This window comes from Prosthecobacter sp. SYSU 5D2 (genome assembly GCF_039655865.1).
In the GTDB taxonomy this organism is placed as follows: domain Bacteria; phylum Verrucomicrobiota; class Verrucomicrobiia; order Verrucomicrobiales; family Verrucomicrobiaceae; genus Prosthecobacter.
On record NZ_JBBYXL010000011.1, the window covers coordinates 17,998 to 38,479 of the forward strand.

The window sequence follows — 20,482 nt, forward strand, 5'->3', positions numbered from 1 at the left end:
TGGCCGGCTTTTTTTTGGCCTCGCCATGGCGGCATTCATCCCCCCCGGTAAACCCGGGGTACACGCGTGTTGATGGAGGTCAGCACTTCATACGGAATGGTTCCGGCCCATGTGGCGAGATCTGCCGCAGAGATGCCCCCTTGATCTCCATCTCCCTGCCCTAGCAGGATGACTTCATCTCCATTATAAGCGGTCCCCTGCTCCAGGCACACCATCATCTGGTCCATGCATACACGACCGACGACGGGAAAGCGACGGCCGCGCACGATGACCTCCGACCGGTTGGACAAAGACCGGAAATAACCGTCCCCATATCCGGCAGGGATGGTGATGACACGCACCGGACGGTCACTCTGCCAGGTGGACCCATAGCTGACAGGATGACCAGGCTGCACCACTTTAAAATAAGCGACCCTGCTCTTCCATGTGAGAGCCGGTGAGACGTTGACTGCGCGGACGCATTCGTCACTTGGATAAACACCGTATAAGAGGATGCCCGGGCGGACCATGTCCAGATGGCTCTCCGGCATCTGAAGGATGCCCGCACTGTTGGCAATGTGACGCACGGGCATGGGAAGGCTGCGACTGTCATAAAACGACAGCACTTCCAAAAAGCGTTCAAGCTGAAGGCGGGCATGGCCAAGGTCTGCCGAATCGGCGTTGGCGAAATGGGAATAGATGCCTTCCACAATAACATGGCGGCAAGTAAGGCTGGCTTCCAGAAGCTGCCGGGCACTGTAATAATGAATGCCGATGCGCTCCATGCCGGTATCCACTTTCAGGTGCACCCTGGCCTGCACTCCGCGTGCTGCCGCAGCGGCATCAATAAAGCGCAGCTTTTCCACGGAAGGAGCCGTCAGCGTGAGACCGTGATCGAGGAACTGCGGCATCTGCTTTACCGTGATGCCCCCGAAAACCAGGATAGGAACCTCCACGCCTGCGCGGCGCAACAGCACGGCTTCTTCAAGAAGGGCCAGGCCGATGGAGTCCACCCCCTGGCGGACCATGTGGCAGGCTACGGGCACCAGTCCATGACCATAGGCATTGGCTTTGAGAATGGCCATCACACGGGCCTGCCCGACGTGATCCCTGATGGAACGCAGGTTGGCGGTCAGCACATCCAGATCCACCTCCACACGCGTGGGCCGGAGTTCTTCCTCGTCGGAATCAACGCTGCCGGGGGTATCTGTCATGGCCGTTTGCGCAATACCCGCAGCCGCTCGCGTCCGGCACGCCCTTCATAAGCCGTGTCCGGAATATCATCTTCCACCATTTCCCACAGTTCCGGCGGGAACAGCCCATCCAGCTCCGGGACAGAAATGCCAAAGGGCGGCCCGGTTTCTCCGGGATCCATTTCAGGATCTACAAACCAGATGCCGGCCAATGAACCGCCAGGGCGCAGAAGGCCATGCACCGTGGCCGCATAGGCGGAACGCCATTGTGGCGGCAGCGCACAAAGACAGGTGTGCTCAAAGACGTAATCGAAGGCGCAATGCCAGTCTGCCGGAAGCTGAAACAGATCTCCCAGATGAAAGCGGGCCGCGTAAGCCGGATAAATACCACGCGCCTTCTCGATTGCGGTGGAAGAAAGATCCACCCCGGCCGCATCCATCCCGGCTTCCACCAGCATCACGACGTCATGTCCGGTTCCGCATCCCGGCACCAGAGCACGCCCTTGTGGATGGTTTTTTTTCACCCAGGCGGACAAAGGAGGCGAGGGCGCCCCTTTGTCCCAGGGTGTGTTTCCTTCCTGATAGCAGCTTTCCCAGTCAGTCATGCAGCCATGATGGAACGCACCCACCCCTGGCTGCAACCTGAATCCGCAGGGGAATCAAAGAGCGGCGACGATGGCATTGCCCATCTCCCGCGTGCCGACCTGGCGGGTGCCCTCAATGCCGGTGAAGATGTCACCGGTGCGGAGACCGTCGCCAATGACTTTGCGGACGGCGTTCTCGATGGCGGCAGCCTCTTTTTCAAGTCCAAGGGAGAAACGAAGCAGGAGGGCGGCGGAGAGGATCTGGGCGATGGGGTTGGCAATGCCTTTTCCCGCAATGTCCGGGGCGGTGCCGCCACTGGGTTCGAACAGGCCGAAATAAAGGCCGTCCCCTTTCGGCTGGCCCAGGCTGGCGCTGGCGAGCATGCCCAGGCTGCCGCAAATCATGGCCATCTCATCACTCAAGATGTCACCAAAGAGGTTTTCAGTGACCAGGACATCAAAGCTGCGGGGGGCCTTGATGAGCTGCATGGCGGCATTGTCCACATACAGATGGGCCAGGGTGACATCAGGATACTGGGCGGAGATTTCGATCATGGTCTCCCGCCACAGGACGCTGTTGGTCAGGACGTTGGCTTTGTCCACGGAAGTGACGTGCTTGCCCCTGAGCTGGGCCGCTTTGAAGGCGACATGGCCGATGCGCTCGATCTCGCTCTTCTTATAAACCATCGTGTCAATCACCTCGATGTCACCATCCGGCAATGTTGTGCGGCTTTTAGGCTGGCCAAAATAGAGACCGCCGGTGAGTTCACGCACGCAGAGGACGTCGAAACCGCCTTCGACCAAGTCTGGCCGGATGGGGGAGGAGCCGGTCAGTGCCGGGTAGCAAAGGCCGGGGCGCAAGTTGGCAAAGAGGCCAAAATGTTTGCGCAGGGGGAGCAGGGCACCGCGCTCAGGCTGCTCATTGGGGGGCAGTTTTTCCCACTTGGGACCGCCGACGGAACCGAAAAGGATGGCATCACTGGCTTCGCATGCGCTGACGGTTTCGGCAGGCAGGGCTTTGCCGACGGCATCAATGGCGGCGCCGCCAACAAGCTGGTGGGTATATTCGAAACAAAAATCTGCCCTGGAGGCAAGGGTATCAAGGACCTGGATGGCCTCAGCCATGACTTCCGGGCCAATGCCATCACCAGGGAGGACTGCGAGTTTGTACGTTCGGCTCATAAAATATGGCCGGGTTTATGGACGAAGAAGGCGGCGCGGGCAAGGACAGACCGTATGATTGAGCAAAAGCCGCCTCAACTCGGTCCTATTCCTATGACGCGTCCCCCTCCGGCGATCAAAATTCTTCACATTTTAGGATTGCCTTCCACTCCGCATGTCAATACACTGTCTATACATCATGAAAAAAACCTTTTCATCCGCCCTCACTGCCACCGCGCTACTCTGGCTGTCCGCCAGTCTGACAACAGGGCAGGAAATCACTCAGATTCTCAAAGACGTCAACCAGGAAACGCCCGTCGCTGATGAATCATCCAAGTCCATGGTCAAGCTGGGTAACACACTTTATCTGGCGATTGACACACCTCTGACCGGCTCAGAGCTGTGGCGCAGTGACGGGACTCTGGAAGGCACCCAGCTCGTACTGGACATCGTGCCTGGCATTGGAGGATCGGAGCCGCGAAATTTGACGGTGGTGGGAAACCGGGTCTTTTTTACCGCACTCAATGCTGAACTGGGCCGCGATCTCTGGGTCACTAACGGACAGGCAGCAGGCACGCGCTTGCTGAAAAGCTTCGCTGTCGGCGAGGATCCGACCAACCTGACGGCCTTTAACGGCTCGTTGATTTTCTCAGGCACCGACGCAGCCAACGGACGTGAGTTGTGGAAGTCAGACGGAACTCCGGCAGGCACGGTCATCAGCCGGAACATCAACCCTGCCGCCGGCCAGCCATCAGGACCGGCAGATTTTTACAATTTTAATGACCAGTTCCTCTATTTCACCGCCTATGACCCGACCAATGGCCGGGAACTGTGGCGCATGAACCCGGCCCTGGCATCCGACATTTACATCCAGACAGAGAACGGACCGACTTCCGGCCTGCCAGGAACGACCTCAGCAGGTTCGCCGATTGGGATGACCTTCATGCCAACTTTCGAGTCGAATGTCACCAACCCCTATATTTATTTTGCCGCCCGCAACGCTACCATTGGCCGTGAGATCTTCAGGACCGACGGCCAGGGCTCATATGAACCCAAAAGCGATGTTGCCCCGGGCAACCTGGACGCGGATCCAAGGTCGTTTACAGTGATGTCCGTGGCCGGACAGAACTATTTGTTCTTTGCAGCCAATGACCGCAGCGGCGGCGGTGAGGAGCTCTACCGTTCGGATGGCAACACATCCGTTCTGATGAGAAACATCGCCACAGACCAAACCACGCCTGGTCCTTCAGACTTCACCGTGATGGCCAACTTGCTGTTTTTCACTGCTGACGCCGGAGCCGGCCGCGCCCTTTACCGGACCGCAGGTCAGCCAGGAACAAACAACACGAACATTGTGTCCGGCTCCACGCCAGGATCCAATCCGCAGAACCTGACACCTTTCGACGGCGACGAGACGAAACTGGTGTTTACTGCCCTGAATGCAAACAACCGGCTGGGCCTTTACTACCTGCCTGTTCTTGAAGACATCCCCGTGCTGCTGGCCGATTTTGGTGTAGGTGCCCTGGCCAGCAGCTTCATTGTGGACAACGGTGAAGAAGAAGATCCGGATGATAACCGGATTTATTTTTTGGTGAATGGCTCTGAACTGTGGGTCACGGATGGAAATGCATCGGGCACCTTAATGGTGAAAGATTTCCAGGATGGCAGCTCCAGCTCTTTCCCTTCCAATTTTGCCACTTTGGGCAATTCAACAACGGCCTTCTTTTCAGCTAACAACGGCCTCAATGGCCGCGAATTGTGGAAGTCCGACGGAACAGCCAACGGGACATCCATGGTCCGTGACATCCGGACAGGACTGGCAAGCTCCGACCCGACGAACATCACTACCTCCGGAAGCTGGGCCTTCTTTTCTGCAGCAGCCCAGAGCAACAACCGGGAGCTGTGGATGTCTGACGGCACCAGCCTGGGCACACAGATCGTCATCGCAAACAACAATCAGGAGATCAATCCGTCAGGCGCCAGTGACCCTTTGCATCTCACGGATCTTGATGGCGTCCTTTACTTCTCTGCAATCAGCGCCAACTTCGGACGGGAACCCTGGCGCACGGATGGAACCCTGGCCGGCACCACCCGGATTGCAGACTTGGTGCCTGGGAACGGCAGTTCGGATCCGGAGCAGTTCGTGAGATACAGAGGTGCGGTTTACTTTGTCTCAACGGCGCTGGGCCAGGGCATACGGCTGCGGAGTGAAGCCACCCCTAACATCCCCATTCAGGATGCCCTCTTCCCCAACACGGCAGGACCGGTGAATCCCAAGGAACTGCTGGTGATGGGCACCACCACCACCAGCCAGCGGATGTATTTTGCCGCAGAATTTCCCGGACGGGGAAGAGAACTGTGGAGAAGTGATGGCACCAACGTGGGCACAGAGTGCTTTGACATCAATGCAGGTGGAGGCAACTCCAACCCTGAGCAGCTGACTGTGGTAGGCAATGCGCTGTTTTTCGTCGCCAATACGGGTGGCCCCGGCGGAACGGGGCTGACGACGGGCCGGGAACTGTTCCGAAGCGGCGGCAGCCTGGCCACAACGAAAATTCTCAAAGACATCGTGGTGGGGGAAGGCAGCTCGAATCCTGAACAGTTGACTGAAGTGGATGGAAAGCTTTTTTTCACGGCTCAGACGCCCACTAATGGCCGGGAACTTTGGGTCAGCAACGGCTCTGCTGCAGGGACGGTCATGGTCAAAGACATCATTGAGGGAACAGGAAGCCCTGATATCCAGGGCATGACCAACGTGGATGGCATTTTGGTGTTTTCCGCAGACGATGGAATCAATGGCCGGGAAGTTTGGATTTCTGATGGAACTGCCGAAGGAACCACGATGCTGGAAAACCTGGCTCCAGCCAGCGCCTCCTCCAATCCCACTGATTTCACCCCCTTCCAGGGGCAGCTGCTTTACGTCGCCGCTGATCCGGAAGCCGGCGTGGAGCCACGCACAGGTTTCATCGGTTCCAATATTCAGGTGAAACAGGGAGAGACCATTCTGGCTGAGAATGACGTGGTGACTTTCCCCGGCGTGCTGGCCATGAAGGAAAAATCTGCGCCGCTGGAACTGACGATTGAAAACACGGGGATCAATACCCTGAGCAACATCAAAATCGTGATCAGCGGTGCGAACAAAACGGAGTTCAAGCTCACAGCACCTAAGGCGGACAAATCCGTCACCAAAGACGAGAGCACCGTCTTCGGAGTCATGTTTGCCCCTAAAGAAGGCGGCGTGCGTGAAGCCACCCTGTCCATTTTCAGCAATGACGGTGATACCAATCCCTTTGTTCTGACACTGCGTGGCAATGGTGACAAGGACCCCTACATCTCAGCCCATCCGGGCTCCCAGATGGCGTATGTCGGGGAATCGGCCAGCTTCACTGCGACAGCGACCTCTGACGAGGCTGACACGCTGACGGCCCAGTGGAGAAAAAAATCTGCCAAACTCGGCCTCCCCGTCTCCGGTCCTGCACCGCTCACCACCACCTATGATGTCTTTGGCATTACGCTCAAAGATGCTGGCAGCTACAATATCGCGGTTGAAGGCAGCAATGACAAAACGGTGAGCAATTCCGGTGAGCTGGGCGTGGTGCAGGACAACCTGACTCCGCTGGTGCTCAGTGCTCCTGTGGCAGGCTCGGTGAACATCAAGGTGGTCGCCGCCGGCAATCTGCTGACCTACCAGTGGAGAAGAAACGGCGTGCCGCTGAATAACGACTCCAGAATATCGGGTGCCCAGAGCAAGACATTGGTGATCAGGGGCCTGGTAACGGGAGATACCGCCCTTTACACGTGTGAGGTGAGCAACCCCGGCGGCAGCCGCATCGGCGGGACCACCCAGGTGAATGTCTTCACCCAAGCGCCAGCGATTCTGGATCTCCAGGGCATGCCCGACGGTGTCGTGGGCGGCTCCTATTATCACAAAGTAAAAATTGACACGGATCCGCTTAAAACTCCACAATCCTATTCAGCCAAGGGACTGCCTCCAGGATTGAAGATGAACGGCAAGACAGGAGAGATCACAGGCCGTCCGTTAAAAAGCGGCTCCTATTCGGCCATTCTGATTACGGCCCGGAACCTGGCAGGGACATCCACGTCGCCGCCACAGATCGTGACCATCGAAAATTTCCCGGAAGGTCTGGATGGTGTGTATTCGGCGACGGTGGAGCGTAACAGCCTGATCAACGGCGATCTGGGCGGACGGTTGGACCTGACCCTGAACAGCAAAGGCACCTTCACCGGCAAACTCATCATGGGCGGCAACAGCATCCCGGTCAAGGGAGGCATGAACATCCTCCGTGCATCCGAAAACACCCGTCCGTCTGCTGAGGTGGACCTGAAACCGTCCGCCAAGAGCGGGCTTCCGGCCATGACGCTTAACCTGGAGTTTGACATCCTGAGCGGTCAGCTGACCAACCTTGGAGGGATCACCAACACCCTGACTGCCGGTGCCGAAACGGCATTGGTCACGGGTTGGAAGAAGGTGGAAAAACTGAGGGCCCCCGTCTATACGGGCTCCTACACCATGGCCATGGAGCTGGTTGATCCCCTGCTCACCCAGGTGCCTCCGGGCTGGAGCTTTGCCTCATTCAAAGTGAGCAAGGACGGCAAGCTGAAGTTCGTCGGCCGCACGGCAGACGGGGAGAAAATTACCAGTGCCTCGATTGTCAGCAATACAGGCCAGGTCGTTTTCTACCAGCCGCTCTACACCAAAATCAGAGGATCCATGATGGGGGACATCGCCATTAATGACACTCTTAATTCAGACCCGACTGACAACTTGATCACAGGTTCCATGGACTGGGTGCGCCCGCCCAATACTTCCACCAAATCACGCGCTTACCAGGACGGATTCGGGCTGGAGGGCACGCCTGTGACCACACCGGTGGAACTCGACGCTGTCGGCTCAGGTTATGCCAAACCTGAGGGCTTGATCTTTGGAATTACCGAGGCACCTCCAATCACGCTTGATCTGCTCTTCAGCGGTGCAGGCATCGGCACACAGGCCAACACCACCGTGACGCTGGGTGAGAAGAACAAGATCACTCAGACCAGCAAGATCGCGAAGCTGAAGCTGAATGCATCCAAGGGTCTCTTCACCGGCACGCTGTCGCTGGAAGACGGACGCAAGTCCAGCTTCCTGGGGGCGCTGATCAACGACGGGAGCGAGCAGTTTGGTGCCGGCTACTTCATGCTGCCCCAAATTCCGACGGGGGATCAAACGGCCAAGACGAGCCCGATTCTCGGCGGCACGGTTGAGCTGAGCGAGGAAGAGGATGCGCCTCCTCCCTGAAGTGTAACAGTCCAAGACTGAATGCAATGGCACGGGGAGAAATCCCCGTGCCTTTTTTATTGGTCCGGTCCCTGGATGCGCTGATTGCGCTCACAAAAGCAATCGCTTTTCAATTTCGCCTTTTTAATGTCTGCCCTTCTAACCTGACCATGCCCTGATGAGCGGGGTTCAGTCTGCTTTTTATCCTGTTTTATTTTTTTATGATCCGCGTTCGTTTTGCTCCCTCTCCCACCGGTGACCTTCATGTCGGCGGTGCCCGCACGGCATTGTTCAACTGGCTCTATGCCCGCAAGAATGGCGGGACTTTTATCCTGCGGATTGAGGACACGGACGGTGCCCGCAATACGGAGGAGGCCTCCGCCGGCATCTTGAAAGGCCTGAAATGGCTGGGACTGGACTGGGATGAGGGTCCTGAAAAGGGGGGCGATTACGGCCCCTATTATCAGAGCCAGCGCAAAGACATTTATGACGCCTATCTGGCCAGGCTGGAGGCGGCGGGCCGCACCTATGTGGAGGAAAATGGAGCGGTGAGATTTAAGTTCAGCCGCACGGCCATCACCGTCCATGACATGGTGTGCGGAGATGTGACCTTTGCCCCGACCGAGGAGCCGGACATGACCGTGCGTCGGCCAGACGGCAGCTACATCTTTCACTTTGTGAACGTGGTGGATGACATTGAAATGAAGATGACCCATGTGTTTCGCGGCGAGGACCATCTCTCCAACACCTGGAAGCACATTGACCTCTTCAATGCCTTTGGGGCCACCCCGCCCACGTATGCGCACATCCCGCTCATCCTTAACAGTGACAGCTCCAAGATGAGCAAACGGGATGCGGGCAGCGCCATCGAGAGCAGCTACATGAACGGTGGGTTCCTTCCGGATGCCGTTTTCAACTACCTCTGCCTCCTGGGCTGGACGCCCCGCACGGAAGCTGAAGTTCTGGACCGTCAAGCTCTCACCGCCTTGTTTGAGCCTGGTGAAATCCACAGCTCCAATGCCCGGTTTGACATGCAGAAGTGCAGTTGGTTCAACGCGCAGTATCTGCGCGCCCTGAGTCCGGAAGCCTTGTTTAATGCAGCCCGTCCGTTTTTGGACCAGGCCGGCCTGGACATCCGTGGTGAGGCCATGGCCGCCGCTGCGGTTTACAGTGTGAAGGAAAAGGTGAGCCTGCTGACGGAGATCCCGGCCTGGGTACATTACTTCTTCCGCGAAGACTACCCTTATGAAGATGAAGTCGTCACGAAACTGAAGGCCAAGCCGGAAAACACGGCCCTGCTGGAAGCTGCGATGACCACCTTTGCCGCCTTTCCCGACTGGACGGAGACTGCGGTGCACACGGCCATCGAGGAAGCCGCCAAAAAGGCTGCCGTCAAACCCGGTGCCCTGATGCCACTGCTGCGCTTTGCCCTCAGCGGCCAGTCACGCGGTCCGGGTGTCAGCACGATTGCCTTTTTGATTGGAAAAGAAAGCACGGTGCAGAGAATCCAGCGCACCCTGGCTCTTTGAGGCAAAGCCATGCGCCTGCACGCCATCACTCTCCGCAATTACCGCCGCCACCAGGAGCTGCGGGTGGAGCTGGATGCGGAGCGGACTTTGATCGGCGGGGCGAATGAATCCGGCAAAAGCACTTTGGTGGAAGCCGTGCACCGGGCGCTTTTTTTAAAGGCCAAAGGGAACTCTGAGGTGCACCGGCGGATGACCTCCCTTACGTATGCGGGGAAGCCGGAGGTGGAGGTGGAATTTGAGGCGGGAGCGAAGCGGTACCATCTGGTGAAGTGCTTTAAAGGAGCCAGTGGGACGGTGCGGCTGACGGAGGCCGGAGGCGGAAGCTGGCAGGGGGATGAGGCGGAGGAAAGGCTGGCGCAACTGCTGAAAATAGGGGCTGGAGGCCGCAAGCCGCAGGAGCAGTGGGGGCACCTGTGGGTGTGGCAGGGCAGCTCCGCCCATGACCCGCTGACGCAGGCGGAGGCGGAGCGGGACAGCCTGGTGCAGCGCCTGCAATCCCAGGGCGGGGCAGCGGTGATCCAGTCCGCATTGGATACGAAGGTGGCGGGATATTTTGCAGCGCAGGTGGAGGCTGTTTTTCACAAGACCAGCGGAGAAGCAAAGAAAGGATCTGACTACGGCCAGGCCATCCAGGCGGAAAAGGAGGCCAAGGAGGTGGAGGAGCGGGCTCGCGGTGTGCTGGAGAACCTGCAGCAGGCAGTGATGCAGCATGAGCAGGCCAGCCGCCAGATGGAGGAGGCGGAGGAGGCGCTGAAAATGATGGAGGGCCAGCGCGTGGCGCTGGAGGAGAGGGCGGTCCAGGTGGCCGGGCTGAAGCGCGAGGAGGAAAACCAGGCGCGGCTGGCGGAGGAGGCGCGGCGGGCGTATGAGGAGCGGCTTCTCGCCGAACAAAAAGTATCGGAATTGAGGTCGGCACTGGCAGCCAAACAAGCGGCTGCGGCCCCGCAGCGGGAGGACCTGGGGCGTTTTGAAACCCGGCTGGCGGAGGCGCAAAGAGAGGCGGCGGAAGCGGAGGAAAAGTACGTGGAAGCAGAGACACGGCACCGCTCAGCGCGCAGTCTTGCGGAGCTGGCGCAGGCGCTGGCCACTGTGGAGGAAAAGATCCGTGGTCATGACCGCCTGCGGGAAAGGGACAGGCAGATGCAAGCGCTGACGGCGCAAAAAACAAATCTGGAAACGCAGCTGGCGGCACTGCCGCCGGTGGATGCGGGGGCGGTAAAGCAACTGCAGGATCTGGAAAAGGCGCTGGGCCAGGCGCAGGCGGTCCTGGACAGTGTGGCGACGGGCATTGAAGTGCTGACCTCCGATGCAGACATCCGCCTGGGACAGGAGGCTCTTGCAACAGGAGAGAAACGCACGCTCACGGCGGAAACAGAACTGCGCATCGGTGGCAGCCGGCTGCGCATCCTGCCGGGCGGGGGGACATCGCTGGCCCAGGCGCGGAAGAAGGAGCTGGATACGCGGCGGGTGATGGAGGATGCCTTTGCCAGGCTGGGCTTGAAGTCGCTGGAAGAAGCAGGCGAGGTGCTGGCGCGGCGGGGGCAGGTGCAGGGTGAAATCAAAGCCAGGCTCGCAGAGCTGAAGGGGCTGGGGGCTGAAAAGATTCCTGCCGAGCTGAAGGCGGCCAGCCGTGAACTGGCTGCGGCCAGGGCAGAAGCGGAACGGCGCCGTGAAACCTGCGAAGAGTCCTCCCCTGCCCTGGCGGAGGCGCAAAAGATCCTGGCGGAGGCAGAGCGTGACCAGCAGGCCAGCCGTATGCAGAGGGACCAGTGTGCCGCTGCTCTGAAAAAAGCGGAAGCCGCTCTCACTGCCCAGGCGGAATCCATGCGGAAAACGGAGCAGGAAATGATGGAACTGGAGATCCATCTGAAAGTGCTGCTGGAGCGTGAAGGCGATGATGCGGCGCGTGCGCTGGCTGTGCAGCAAAGGCTGGCACAGAAGACGTCTGCGGAAGCGGCGCTGGCCGGGACGCGGCAGGCGCTGGAGAAACTGCAACCGCAATTCCTGGATGCGGAGCAGGCGCAATATGACCGGGCATGGAAGGCCCAGAGCGACAAGAAAAGCAGTGCGCATGAAAAACGCATCGCAGCAGCGGCGATGCTGCGCAGTGATGGCAGCAATGACCCGGAAGCTGCGCTGGCGCTGGCGTGCGCACGCAGCCAGGCGGCTCAGGCCCACCGTGAAGCGGCGGGCCGGCAGGCCGAGGCCCTGCGCCGGGTTCACCAGCTCATCCTGGAGGAACAGCAGAAGCTGGCGGACCAGTTTACCCGTCCCCTGGCAGACAGGGTGGAGGGGTATTTGCAACGTTTGTTCGGCCCGGATGTGCTGGTGCAAGTGAGCCTGCAGGGGAATGCTTTTGAAAAGCTGACCGTGAGCCGGGCAGGGCAAAGCGCGTTCGACTTTGACAGCCTGAGCAACGGCGCGAAAGAGCAGGTGGCGGCGGCCTTCCGGCTGGCGCTGGCGGAGATCCTGGCGGAGGCGCATGACGGGTGCCTGCCGGTGGTCTTTGACGATGCCTTTGCCCACTCGGACCCGGACCGTGTGCAGCATCTGCAAAGGATGCTGGACCTGGCTGCCACTCGGGGCCTGCAGATCATTTTGCTGACCTGCACGCCTGCGGATTATGCGATGCTAGGGGCCAAGGAAATAAGACTTTGACTGGCGGCGTTTTACCTCCCGGCTTTTCATGTGGGGCGCTTCATGCCACCCTGCGGACATGACACGGCTCCAGGCGCTTTTGAGCGACGTTTATTCACGGTTCAGACCGGCGGCTTCCTACCGCGTGGTGCGCTGGCTTTTCCCCAGGCTGCTGGCGGGGATATACGTGATCGCCTTTTTATCCTGGGAGGTGCAGCTGGACGGGCTGTGCGGTGAGGAGGGCATCCTGCCCACGGGGCGGCTGATGGAAAACATCCAAAAGTATGAGGAGGTGGAAGAGACCTCGCTGTTCTGGAGCTATCCGTCCCTTTACCACTGGCAGTACAGTGACGCGCTGGCGCATGGGCTCTGCTGGGCGGGGGTCTGCCTGTCGCTGCTGGTGATAGCGGGGGTGCTCCAGGGGCCGCTGCTGCTGGCGCTGTGGTTTGGCTACCTGTCCATCGCCAGCACCGGGGAAATTTTCATGGGCTATCAATGGGATGCACTGCTGCTGGAGGCGGGCCTTCTCGCGGTGCTGCTGGCCCCCTGGCGGTGGTGGACGTGGCGCCTCCCGGCACGACATTCTTCCCCACCCAAAGGGTCGGTGTTTCTGCTGCATTTTCTGCTCTTCCGGCTGATGTTTTTATCGGGGTATGTGAAGATCGCCGGAGGCGACAATGTGTGGGAGGACATGAGTGCGCTGCGCTATCATTTTGAAACGCAGCCGCTGCCGAACATGCTGGCCTGGTGGATGCACCAGCTGCCGGACTGGGCGCTGGCGTGGAGCTGCCGGGGAATGTACGGGATCGAGCTTCTGCTGCCCTTTGCCATCTTCCTGGGCCGCTGGGGGAGGATGAGTGCGTGTGCCGGATTCAGCCTTCTGATGGTGGCGATATTTGCGACGGGGAATTACAATTTCTTCAACCTGCTGACGGTGGCACTGGCGCTGGCCTTGCTGGATGATTCCTGGTGGCCGCAAAGCTTGAAAAGACGGCTGGTGAAGGAGAGCCGAGGTGAGGCGGAGCCGCGCTGGCACTGGCGGCACTGGCCGGCGATGCTGGTCGCGGGACCGGCCCTGCTGCTGAGCCTGCTGGCGGCAGACGGATTCCTGGCCGGGCGCATCCCTGGCTGGAAGGCGAAGCTGCCGGTGGAATGGCAGGCATCGCTTTATGCGCCGGTGCAGGGTCTGCGCAGCTTCAATGCGTATGGACTTTTTCAGGACATGACGGAGGAGCGGCCGGAAATCGTCATTGAGGTAAGTGATGACGGCTACCGGTGGCTGGAGCTGGAGTTCCCATGGAAACCGGGTGACTTGAAGCGGCGGCCTGGGCAGGTGGCGCCACACCAGCCACGGCTGGACTGGCAGATGTGGTTCGCAGCCTTGTATCCCGGTTTTCAGCCCAACCGGGATGCGCAGCCGGGATCGCCATTGTTTTGGTTTGGAGAATTCCTGGGAGGTCTGGCACAGGGAAAACAGCCGGTTTGGGATCTGATGGAGCCGCCGCCCATGCCGATGGACGACATTCGTGAGATCCGCGCCGTGCTGTATCAATACCGTTTTACGGACATGGCCACACGGCTGCAAACCGGGGAATGGTGGACACGGGAGTGGAAGGGCGGGTATTCGCCCATCTTCAAAATCACGCCTCCGGCCCAGCGCGAAGCAGCGGCGGAATCCGGGCAGGATGCACCATAGGTAAATCTGGACTTTGTCCCAGCAGCGGATTGAGTGAACCCATGTCGCCCATGCCCAACCCTGACTCCCCTGCCCCCCTGCCGCGCACCCTGATTGTGATGGGTGTGAGCGGCTGCGGAAAGACCCTCATTGGCAACCTGCTGGCGGAACGGCTGGGCGGTGTGTGCGAGGATGCGGATGATTTTCATTCAGCGGCCAACAAGCAGAAGATGGGGGCGGGCATCCCGCTGACGGATGAGGACCGCTGGCCATGGTATGCAGCCTTGCGGGCACGGATTGAGGAGATGCGGGAACAGACGCCGCTTTATATCCTGGCCTGCTCGGCGCTGAAGGAGATCTACCGGGAGAAGCTGCGGGCGGATGATGCGGCGTCCGACATGATCTTTGTGCATCTGAAGGGTCCCAAGGAAGTGATTTTTTCCCGCATGGCGAAACGGGAGGGCCACTACATGCCGGTGACGCTGCTGGACAGCCAGTTTGCGATTTTGGAGGAGTCTGCGGATCTTTGGAATGTGTCACTGGAGCAGACTCCTGAGGAGATTGTGGAGGAAGTGGTGAAGCGCCTGGGAAGGGCCTGAGATTATGCAAACGACGAGGCGCTGGCATCAAAGTCTCGCGGCGCGATACGGCGTGGTGATGGTGGGGTTTGTAGCGGTGGGATCGCTGCTATTGGTAACCTGGCTTGGGCATCACCAGCAGGAAGAAGCGCGCCGGGTGTTTGTGACCGTCTCACAAAATGATGTGGATTTTGTGAAGCGCCTGAACCTGCCGCGCAGTGCCAAACTGGCGGCAGATTTGCGGCAACTTCTGCGGATGGACATCCACTTCCGCAACCGGGCCGGAGAGACGGAACCCGCGCTGCCTCCGGAGGAAGAAGAGGACCTCCGCCAAGTGACGGGAGGAACGGATATCCACCTCCTGTCATCAAGACGTGAGGCGCTGGTGATGCGGCTGGATGATGCGCATGAGATGATTTTTATCCGCGAGCCAACGGCACTGATGCTCAGCCTGTGGCATCCGGCGACGTTGTATGCGCTGATGGCTTTCTGGCTGTTTTCAGCGGTCTTTGCCTGGATCCTGGGACAGCAGGTGGTGGGTCCGGCGAGAAGGCTGACGCGAGGGCTGACAGACTTTTTTGACCCGGCCGGAAAGGAACTGCCGGAGACCCGGAGAAAGGATGAAATAGGCGAACTGGCGCGCGCGCTTACCCAGGCCAGGGATGACCTCCTCATTGAAAGGCAGCGCCGTGAGCAGTCGGAAAGACTGGCACTGCTGGGGCGGGTGGCCACCGGGCTGGCGCATGAGATCAAGAATCCGCTGGCCAGCATCCAGCTCCATGCCCAGCTCATGGACCGTGTGGATCTGGATGCGGAATCGCAGGTTTCATTGGGGCATCTGCTTGCGGAGGTACAGGTGATCGAGGGGCTGGTGAACCAGTGGCTGTATCTGGCAAGACCAGCCTCACCGAAAAAACAGCCTCTGGAGCTGATGCCCCTGGTGGACGAAACGGTGGCTATGCTGAGGCCGCAGGCGGCCCATGCCGGAGTGACGATGGAAACGGAGAGCCGGGCAGTGACAAACTCACGCTCCCTGGGCGACCGCCTGAGACTGCAGCAGGCGCTGCGAAATGTGATTCTCAATGCGATCCAGGCCATGCCTGGGGGCGGGCAACTGCGTATCTTTTTGGAGGCCCAGGCCGGTGAGAAAGAATTCAAGCTGGTCCTCGAAGATGAAGGCCGCGGATTTACGGAAGCTGCGCTCCATCACGGAACGGAGCTGTTTTTTTCCGAAAAGGAAGGTGGCATGGGCGTGGGCCTGAATGTGGCCAGAGAGATTATTTCTGCCCATGAAGGAAAGATGATGCTCAAAAATCATCCCAAAGGCGGAGCGCGGGTGGAGATCACTTTGCCGATGGTCATTTCATGACCGTGAATCATGCCCATGAACCGAGTGCTGATCATCGAAGACGAATACGCCCTGGCAGCGGCGCTGGCCTCCGTGGTGAGGCGGCTGGGGGCGGAGCCGGTGGTGGCGGCCTCGGGCCAGGGGGGACTGGACAAAGCGCGAAAGCAGAAGTTCGACGCCGTGCTGCTGGACATCGGTCTGCCGGACATGAGCGGTCTGCAGGTGCTGTCAGAGCTGCAAAAGGAGCCGGACCCACCCGCCGTGCTGGTCATCACGGCCCATGGGACGCTGGACAATGCCCTGGAAGCAAGGCGGCTGGGGGCGCATGATTACTTTTTAAAGCCGCTGAACCTGGCTGAAATCCAGCCACAACTGAGGGCGCTGCTGACCCTGCCACGGCAGGAGACGCAGGCAGAGGCTGCCGTGCCAGGCCCCGCCTCCATGACAGGCAGCACGCCGCTGATGCAGCGCGCTTTTTCTGTGATCGCCCAAGCCTGCGCCACCCAGGTGCCGGTGCTGCTGACCGGCCAGCCCGGGACTGGTAAAACGCTGGCGGCGGAGGTTATCGCCACCCGCCACGGGGGACATGCGCCCATACGTTTCCGCTGTGATGAATGGACTGCCGAACAGGCGGGAGACATGCTGGTCCAAAGCCTGGAGCGAGCCAAAGGAGGCACGTTGCTCATTGAGGAGGCAGGTTCTCTGCCGCTGCCAGTTCAGGCAGTTCTTTCCAATGCGCTGACGAAGGGTGGTGTGCGGGTGCTGGCAACCTCCTCGATGCCTCTGCTGGAAATGGTGCGTGAAGGACGTTTCCGCGAAGATCTTTATTATCAGCTCAGTGTGCTGCATGTGGCTCTGCCCGCCCTGGCGGAACGTACAGAAGACATTCCAGCTCTCGCCACAGCGATGCTGCTACGGCATGCACCCGAGCGGGAGCTGTCTCTGTCCCAGGAGGTTCTGGCGAGCTTGAAAGCTTATGCCTGGCCGGGGAATGTGCGGGAGCTGGCCACCGCCATGCAGCATGTGGCAGCCGTCTGTCCGGCACCTCCCGTGCTGCCACGCCATTTGCCGGACGTGATTGTGGCCTCCACCCATTTGGAGCAGTCACTTGACCGCGCCTTGGTGGCCTGGCTGGACCAGAAGCTGACCTGTGAGGAAAGGGCGATGCCCGAGTATGACACGCTGCTGGCCGCCGTGGAAAAGCTGCTCCTGGGGGAACTGCTGACACGGTTTGATGACAAACCCACGCGCATGGCTGCCGCCCTGAACATGAACCGGGCGACGCTAAGAAGGAAGCTCAGGGAGCTATTGGGGCGGGAGTAGAGATCCAAGAAGGCACTTGGCAAGTGCCTCTCCTTGCTTGCACCGGCCACCTGGCAAGTGCCGCTCCTTGATCAGATGCCGGGAGGTTCAGTGATGGGAATGTCCAGCACACAGGGGCTGTGGTCTGAGAGCCTGACGGTCAGGCCTTGAACAATGCCGGTGAGCGTCTCGCCAAAATGCGGAGCCAGGCGGTAGCCGCTGCCCTCCGTCTGGGCGGAGGGGGGAGCTTTGACAAACATCCAGTCCAGCCGCGAGCGGCCGATGGGGCCGATGGGCCGCTGCACGCTGAAGGTGGGGGTCTGGCCTTTGATGGCCTTTTCATTGGAATTGGCCAGTTTGGCGTTGGAGCGGTTGATGGAGCGCTCCTTGTCCCCGCGCAGGTCAAAGCGGCCGCCATCGGCGAAGCGGAATTCTTCAACGCGGTTAAAGAGTCCGCGCGTCTTGTTAGGCAGGATGACGGGAATGTGGAGGGCCATGGGACTGTGGAAATTTTTGGCCGTGTTGAGCAGAACACGGCCAGAATTCAGGGCGATGGGAGCGGCCATGAGGAGGTTCATGCTGACGCCGAGCCAGGTCTCCGGATTGGTGGAGGTGCGGGAGAAAATACGGGTGACGGAAGTGGGGCTCAGGTCTTCATGGGCGGTGTTGTGATCTCCGGCCATGACGACTGTGTGCGGGATATCACGGATGTAGGACAAGATCTCCGCCATCTGGGCCTCACGGTCACGCGGGCGGGCTTTGATCTCCAGATGGTTGTTGATGATGGTCAGGGTGTTCCCTGGCAGCCCAGGCACCTCCAGATCCACGCGGAAAAAGATGCGGCCACCGACTTTCATCTCCCGCATGATCTGGTTTTCAAAAACGAATTCGGTAGCGAGACGGCGGGCATCTTCTGCCAGGGCAGTGCTGGCCTTTTCGCCTGCATGCCAGTCGTATGGCTGCGCTCTGAGTTGGAAGCATTGGGCCTGTTTGATCGGATAACGGGACAGCACAGCCAGACCAAACACGCCTTTGTATCGAGCCTGATCCGGCTGGTGACGGACCTTGCCACCGCGACCATCGGAAATGTCCTCCAGGCCAAGCAGAACAGGATCAATCTCCAGTTGCTGGGGGGCATAGACATAATTCATACCGAGCGCCTGGGCCAGGTCCCGGGTCACATCCCGATAGCCTGAACGGCTGATGCCGATGTCCATTTCTTGAAGAATGAGCACATCCGCCGAAGCCAGACGATCTCGCTCGCGCATGAGCTCGTCATAGGCAGCACTGCCCTTGGGAGATGCATTGAGATTTATCAAAGACTCAAAGCCGGCCTGGGAAGAAAGGGCCTGGGTCACCTCCCGCATGCGGAGAGATTTTTCCACATTCCAGGTGGCCACGCGCAGGAAGTCTCCCTGTTGGGGATTTTGCAACCGGGAGGGCCTTTTCCCCTGATAATAGGCTTCATTGGAAATGATGGGCCGGTTCAGCAGCCGGGCGACTTTGGACTCCAGTTCGCCGCCAGGCTGGGGAGTGGTGACCAGTGTTTTTAATTCTTCAAACGAGAGGAAATCCGTGCCCTGGTAACGAGGGAAGGAGCTTTGGGAAAACCGGGTGACGGGATCGGAACGGGAGACCGCCAGGGTCTGCTGGATGTTCTTTTTGGGGTGCGTGCCACAGGCGGCCAGGAGGCATGCCGCCGCCATCAGCAGGGTGTGGTAAACGGCAAAATTCGACACGGGGTACATCACATTTAAAATTCACCACCGAGCGCCAAATGCAAATCCGCGCGGTTGCGCAGGCGCTGCGCCTGGACGCCGATGAGGGCGCTGCGGGCATCAAAGGCGCGCTGGCTGGCCTCCAGCAGGGTCAGCACATCGGTGAGGCCTTTTTCATACTGACCGAGCGCCAGTTTTTCCGACCTTTCGGCTTCTTCGGCGGCACGGGAAAGGGAGGAGGCCTGGTCCAATAAGAAGCGGTCAGCGGCAAGGGCGGTCTCCACTTCCTGAAAGGCGGTGAGGGCGCTGCCTTTATAAGTGGCCAGAAGTTCCTCATAGCGGGCGCGCTCCAGCCTCACGCCAGCGACGAGCCGGCCACCCTGGAAGAGCGACATGGCCGTGTTGCCGGCGATGGACCAGATGGCGGATTCGGGTACGAGAAGATTGTCCATGTCCTGCGAGGTGCGGCCGCTTTCCCCGGTGATGCGGAAGCTGGGCAGAAAGGCTTTTTTGGCGGAGCTTTCGCGGCTGACGGCGGCTTCAAGCTGGCGCTCGGCGGCACGCAGGTCCGGACGGCGCAAGAGCAGCTCGGAAGGCAGACCGGCCGGGATGCTGCGGCGAAGCACGGGCAGACTGCCCATGCCAGCTTCCTTGCCGGCCGGGTAGCCGCCCAGCAGCACCTCCAGTGCACGGCGGGTCTGGTCCACGGCGGCCTGTCTTTGCTTCAGCGTGGCCTCCGTGCGGGCCAGGTCGGCACGGGCAAGGCTGACGTCCAGGGCGGCGCGGTCCGGCTCGATGCCGCGGTCCATCTGGTTTTCCAGGATGCCTAGCTGCATGCGGCGGGTGCGGATGTTCTCGTCAGCGAGTGCCAGTAGGGCCTGCGCCTCCGCCAGGGTGGTGGCGGTACGCACGGTATTGGCGGCGAGGGAAAGACGGGCGGCGTGAAAATTTTCCTCCGCTGCCAGGCGGTTGGCCTTGGCGGCCTTGCGCTCATCAGCAATGCGCCCCCAGAAATCAACTTCCCAGGTCATATTGAGGGGAAGACGGAAGCGGTTGGCGATCGGAGTGAGGCCTGGGAAACGCTGGTCCCCTGGGCTCTGGGAACGGCTGGCATTGTAGTTGGTGGTCAGGGCCGGATACAGGGCGGCCCCGGCCTGGATAGTCTCGGCATAGGCCTGCTGCACACGCTCCGCCGCTGCGGTGAGGTCCGGATTCGCGGCGATGGCCTGTGTCACCAGGGCGCTAAGCCGGGGACTGTTAAAATCAGCCAGCCAGCCGGTGGAGGCCTTTTCAGGGAGGGAGGGGAGGGCCGCCCAGTTCTCCGGGGCCAGGGCATGCATCTCGTACACATCCTCTTTCAGGCGCTTGGTTCCCAACGGAGGAAACAGCCCGCAGGAAGCGAGCAGCGGCACGCTAAGGACCAGCATTCCCTTGTGCAGGGAGGTGGGTGACCAGAGGGGGGAAAACGGCATCCGCTCCATTTAGCCGCTTTGCCCCCGG

At 60.0% G+C, this 20,482-nt stretch carries 12 protein-coding genes; 7 read left to right on the top strand and 5 right to left on the bottom strand.

From position 1 onward, the window contains the following. Nucleotides 1-35 precede the first annotated feature (35 nt). The 3 genes from alr to leuB are packed head-to-tail and all read right to left on the bottom strand — an operon-like array spanning nt 36 to nt 2,938. Nucleotides 36-1,193 (bottom strand): alanine racemase, encoded by a 1,158-nt coding sequence (gene alr / locus WJU23_RS18390; protein ID WP_346334075.1) that lies wholly within the window; start codon nt 1,191-1,193, stop codon nt 36-38. Next, nucleotides 1,190-1,777 carry a methyltransferase domain-containing protein gene (locus tag WJU23_RS18395; RefSeq protein WP_346334076.1) on the bottom strand — a complete coding sequence of 196 codons (588 nt, stop codon included), beginning with the start codon at nt 1,775-1,777 and terminating at the stop codon, nt 1,190-1,192. Before WJU23_RS18395 ends, alr begins: the two co-directional genes overlap by 4 nt. Before the next feature lie 54 nt (nt 1,778-1,831). Beyond that, the gene (gene leuB / locus WJU23_RS18400; protein ID WP_346334077.1) at nt 1,832-2,938 is read right to left on the bottom strand and encodes a 3-isopropylmalate dehydrogenase; all 1,107 of its coding nucleotides are present in this window, start codon (nt 2,936-2,938) and stop codon (nt 1,832-1,834) included. A 178-nt stretch (nt 2,939-3,116) separates the two neighbouring features. On the opposite strand from leuB, the gene WJU23_RS18405 reads away from it, so the two are divergent. The 7 genes from WJU23_RS18405 (at nt 3,117) to WJU23_RS18435 (ending at nt 17,285) form a co-directional block, all read left to right on the top strand. Beyond that, on the top strand, nt 3,117-8,216 hold the full coding sequence (locus WJU23_RS18405; RefSeq protein WP_346334078.1) for an ELWxxDGT repeat protein: 5,100 nt from the start codon (nt 3,117-3,119) through the stop codon (nt 8,214-8,216). Nucleotides 8,217-8,416: 200 nt separating this feature from the next. Next, complete coding sequence (locus tag WJU23_RS18410; RefSeq protein WP_346334079.1) at nt 8,417-9,724, top strand: glutamate--tRNA ligase family protein; 1,308 nt, start codon at nt 8,417-8,419, stop codon at nt 9,722-9,724. A 9-nt stretch (nt 9,725-9,733) separates the two neighbouring features. Continuing rightward, nucleotides 9,734-12,382, top strand: coding sequence for an AAA family ATPase (locus tag WJU23_RS18415; protein ID WP_346334080.1), 2,649 nt, complete (start codon nt 9,734-9,736; stop codon nt 12,380-12,382). 58 nt (nt 12,383-12,440) lie between these two features. Further along, complete coding sequence (locus WJU23_RS18420) at nt 12,441-14,057, top strand: lipase maturation factor family protein (protein WP_346334081.1); 1,617 nt, start codon at nt 12,441-12,443, stop codon at nt 14,055-14,057. 50 nt (nt 14,058-14,107) lie between these two features. Beyond that, nucleotides 14,108-14,635: a gluconokinase gene (locus tag WJU23_RS18425; protein WP_346334082.1), complete on the top strand. Its 528-nt coding sequence runs from the start codon at nt 14,108-14,110 to the stop codon at nt 14,633-14,635. A 4-nt stretch (nt 14,636-14,639) separates the two neighbouring features. Beyond that, a complete protein-coding gene (locus tag WJU23_RS18430) occupies nt 14,640-15,983 on the top strand; it encodes an ATP-binding protein (protein ID WP_346334083.1) in 1,344 nt (447 codons plus the stop codon). 15 nt (nt 15,984-15,998) lie between these two features. Beyond that, on the top strand, nt 15,999-17,285 hold the full coding sequence (locus tag WJU23_RS18435; RefSeq protein WP_346334084.1) for a response regulator: 1,287 nt from the start codon (nt 15,999-16,001) through the stop codon (nt 17,283-17,285). A gap of 71 nt (nt 17,286-17,356) precedes the next feature. Here WJU23_RS18435 and WJU23_RS18440 read toward each other — a convergent pair whose 3' ends face one another. After that, complete coding sequence (locus tag WJU23_RS18440; protein ID WP_346334085.1) at nt 17,357-19,003, bottom strand: endonuclease/exonuclease/phosphatase family protein; 1,647 nt, start codon at nt 19,001-19,003, stop codon at nt 17,357-17,359. Between the two features lie 14 nt (nt 19,004-19,017). Continuing rightward, nucleotides 19,018-20,454: an efflux transporter outer membrane subunit gene (locus WJU23_RS18445; protein WP_346334086.1), complete on the bottom strand. Its 1,437-nt coding sequence runs from the start codon at nt 20,452-20,454 to the stop codon at nt 19,018-19,020. Nucleotides 20,455-20,482: the final 28 nt, after the last annotated feature.

Bases quoted from the DNA above. Each gene is read 5' to 3' on its own strand.
- alr (WP_346334075.1), bottom strand. From the start codon at position 1,193: ATGACAGATACCCCCGGCAGCGTTGATTCCGACGAGGAAGAACTCCGG.
- WJU23_RS18395 (WP_346334076.1), bottom strand. From the start codon at position 1,777: ATGACTGACTGGGAAAGCTGCTATCAGGAAGGAAACACACCCTGGGAC.
- leuB (WP_346334077.1), bottom strand. From the start codon at position 2,938: ATGAGCCGAACGTACAAACTCGCAGTCCTCCCTGGTGATGGCATTGGC.
- WJU23_RS18405 (WP_346334078.1), top strand. From the start codon at position 3,117: ATGAAAAAAACCTTTTCATCCGCCCTCACTGCCACCGCGCTACTCTGG.
- WJU23_RS18410 (WP_346334079.1), top strand. From the start codon at position 8,417: ATGATCCGCGTTCGTTTTGCTCCCTCTCCCACCGGTGACCTTCATGTC.
- WJU23_RS18415 (WP_346334080.1), top strand. From the start codon at position 9,734: ATGCGCCTGCACGCCATCACTCTCCGCAATTACCGCCGCCACCAGGAG.
- WJU23_RS18420 (WP_346334081.1), top strand. From the start codon at position 12,441: ATGACACGGCTCCAGGCGCTTTTGAGCGACGTTTATTCACGGTTCAGA.
- WJU23_RS18425 (WP_346334082.1), top strand. From the start codon at position 14,108: ATGCCCAACCCTGACTCCCCTGCCCCCCTGCCGCGCACCCTGATTGTG.
- WJU23_RS18430 (WP_346334083.1), top strand. From the start codon at position 14,640: ATGCAAACGACGAGGCGCTGGCATCAAAGTCTCGCGGCGCGATACGGC.
- WJU23_RS18435 (WP_346334084.1), top strand. From the start codon at position 15,999: ATGAACCGAGTGCTGATCATCGAAGACGAATACGCCCTGGCAGCGGCG.
- WJU23_RS18445 (WP_346334086.1), bottom strand. From the start codon at position 20,454: ATGCCGTTTTCCCCCCTCTGGTCACCCACCTCCCTGCACAAGGGAATG.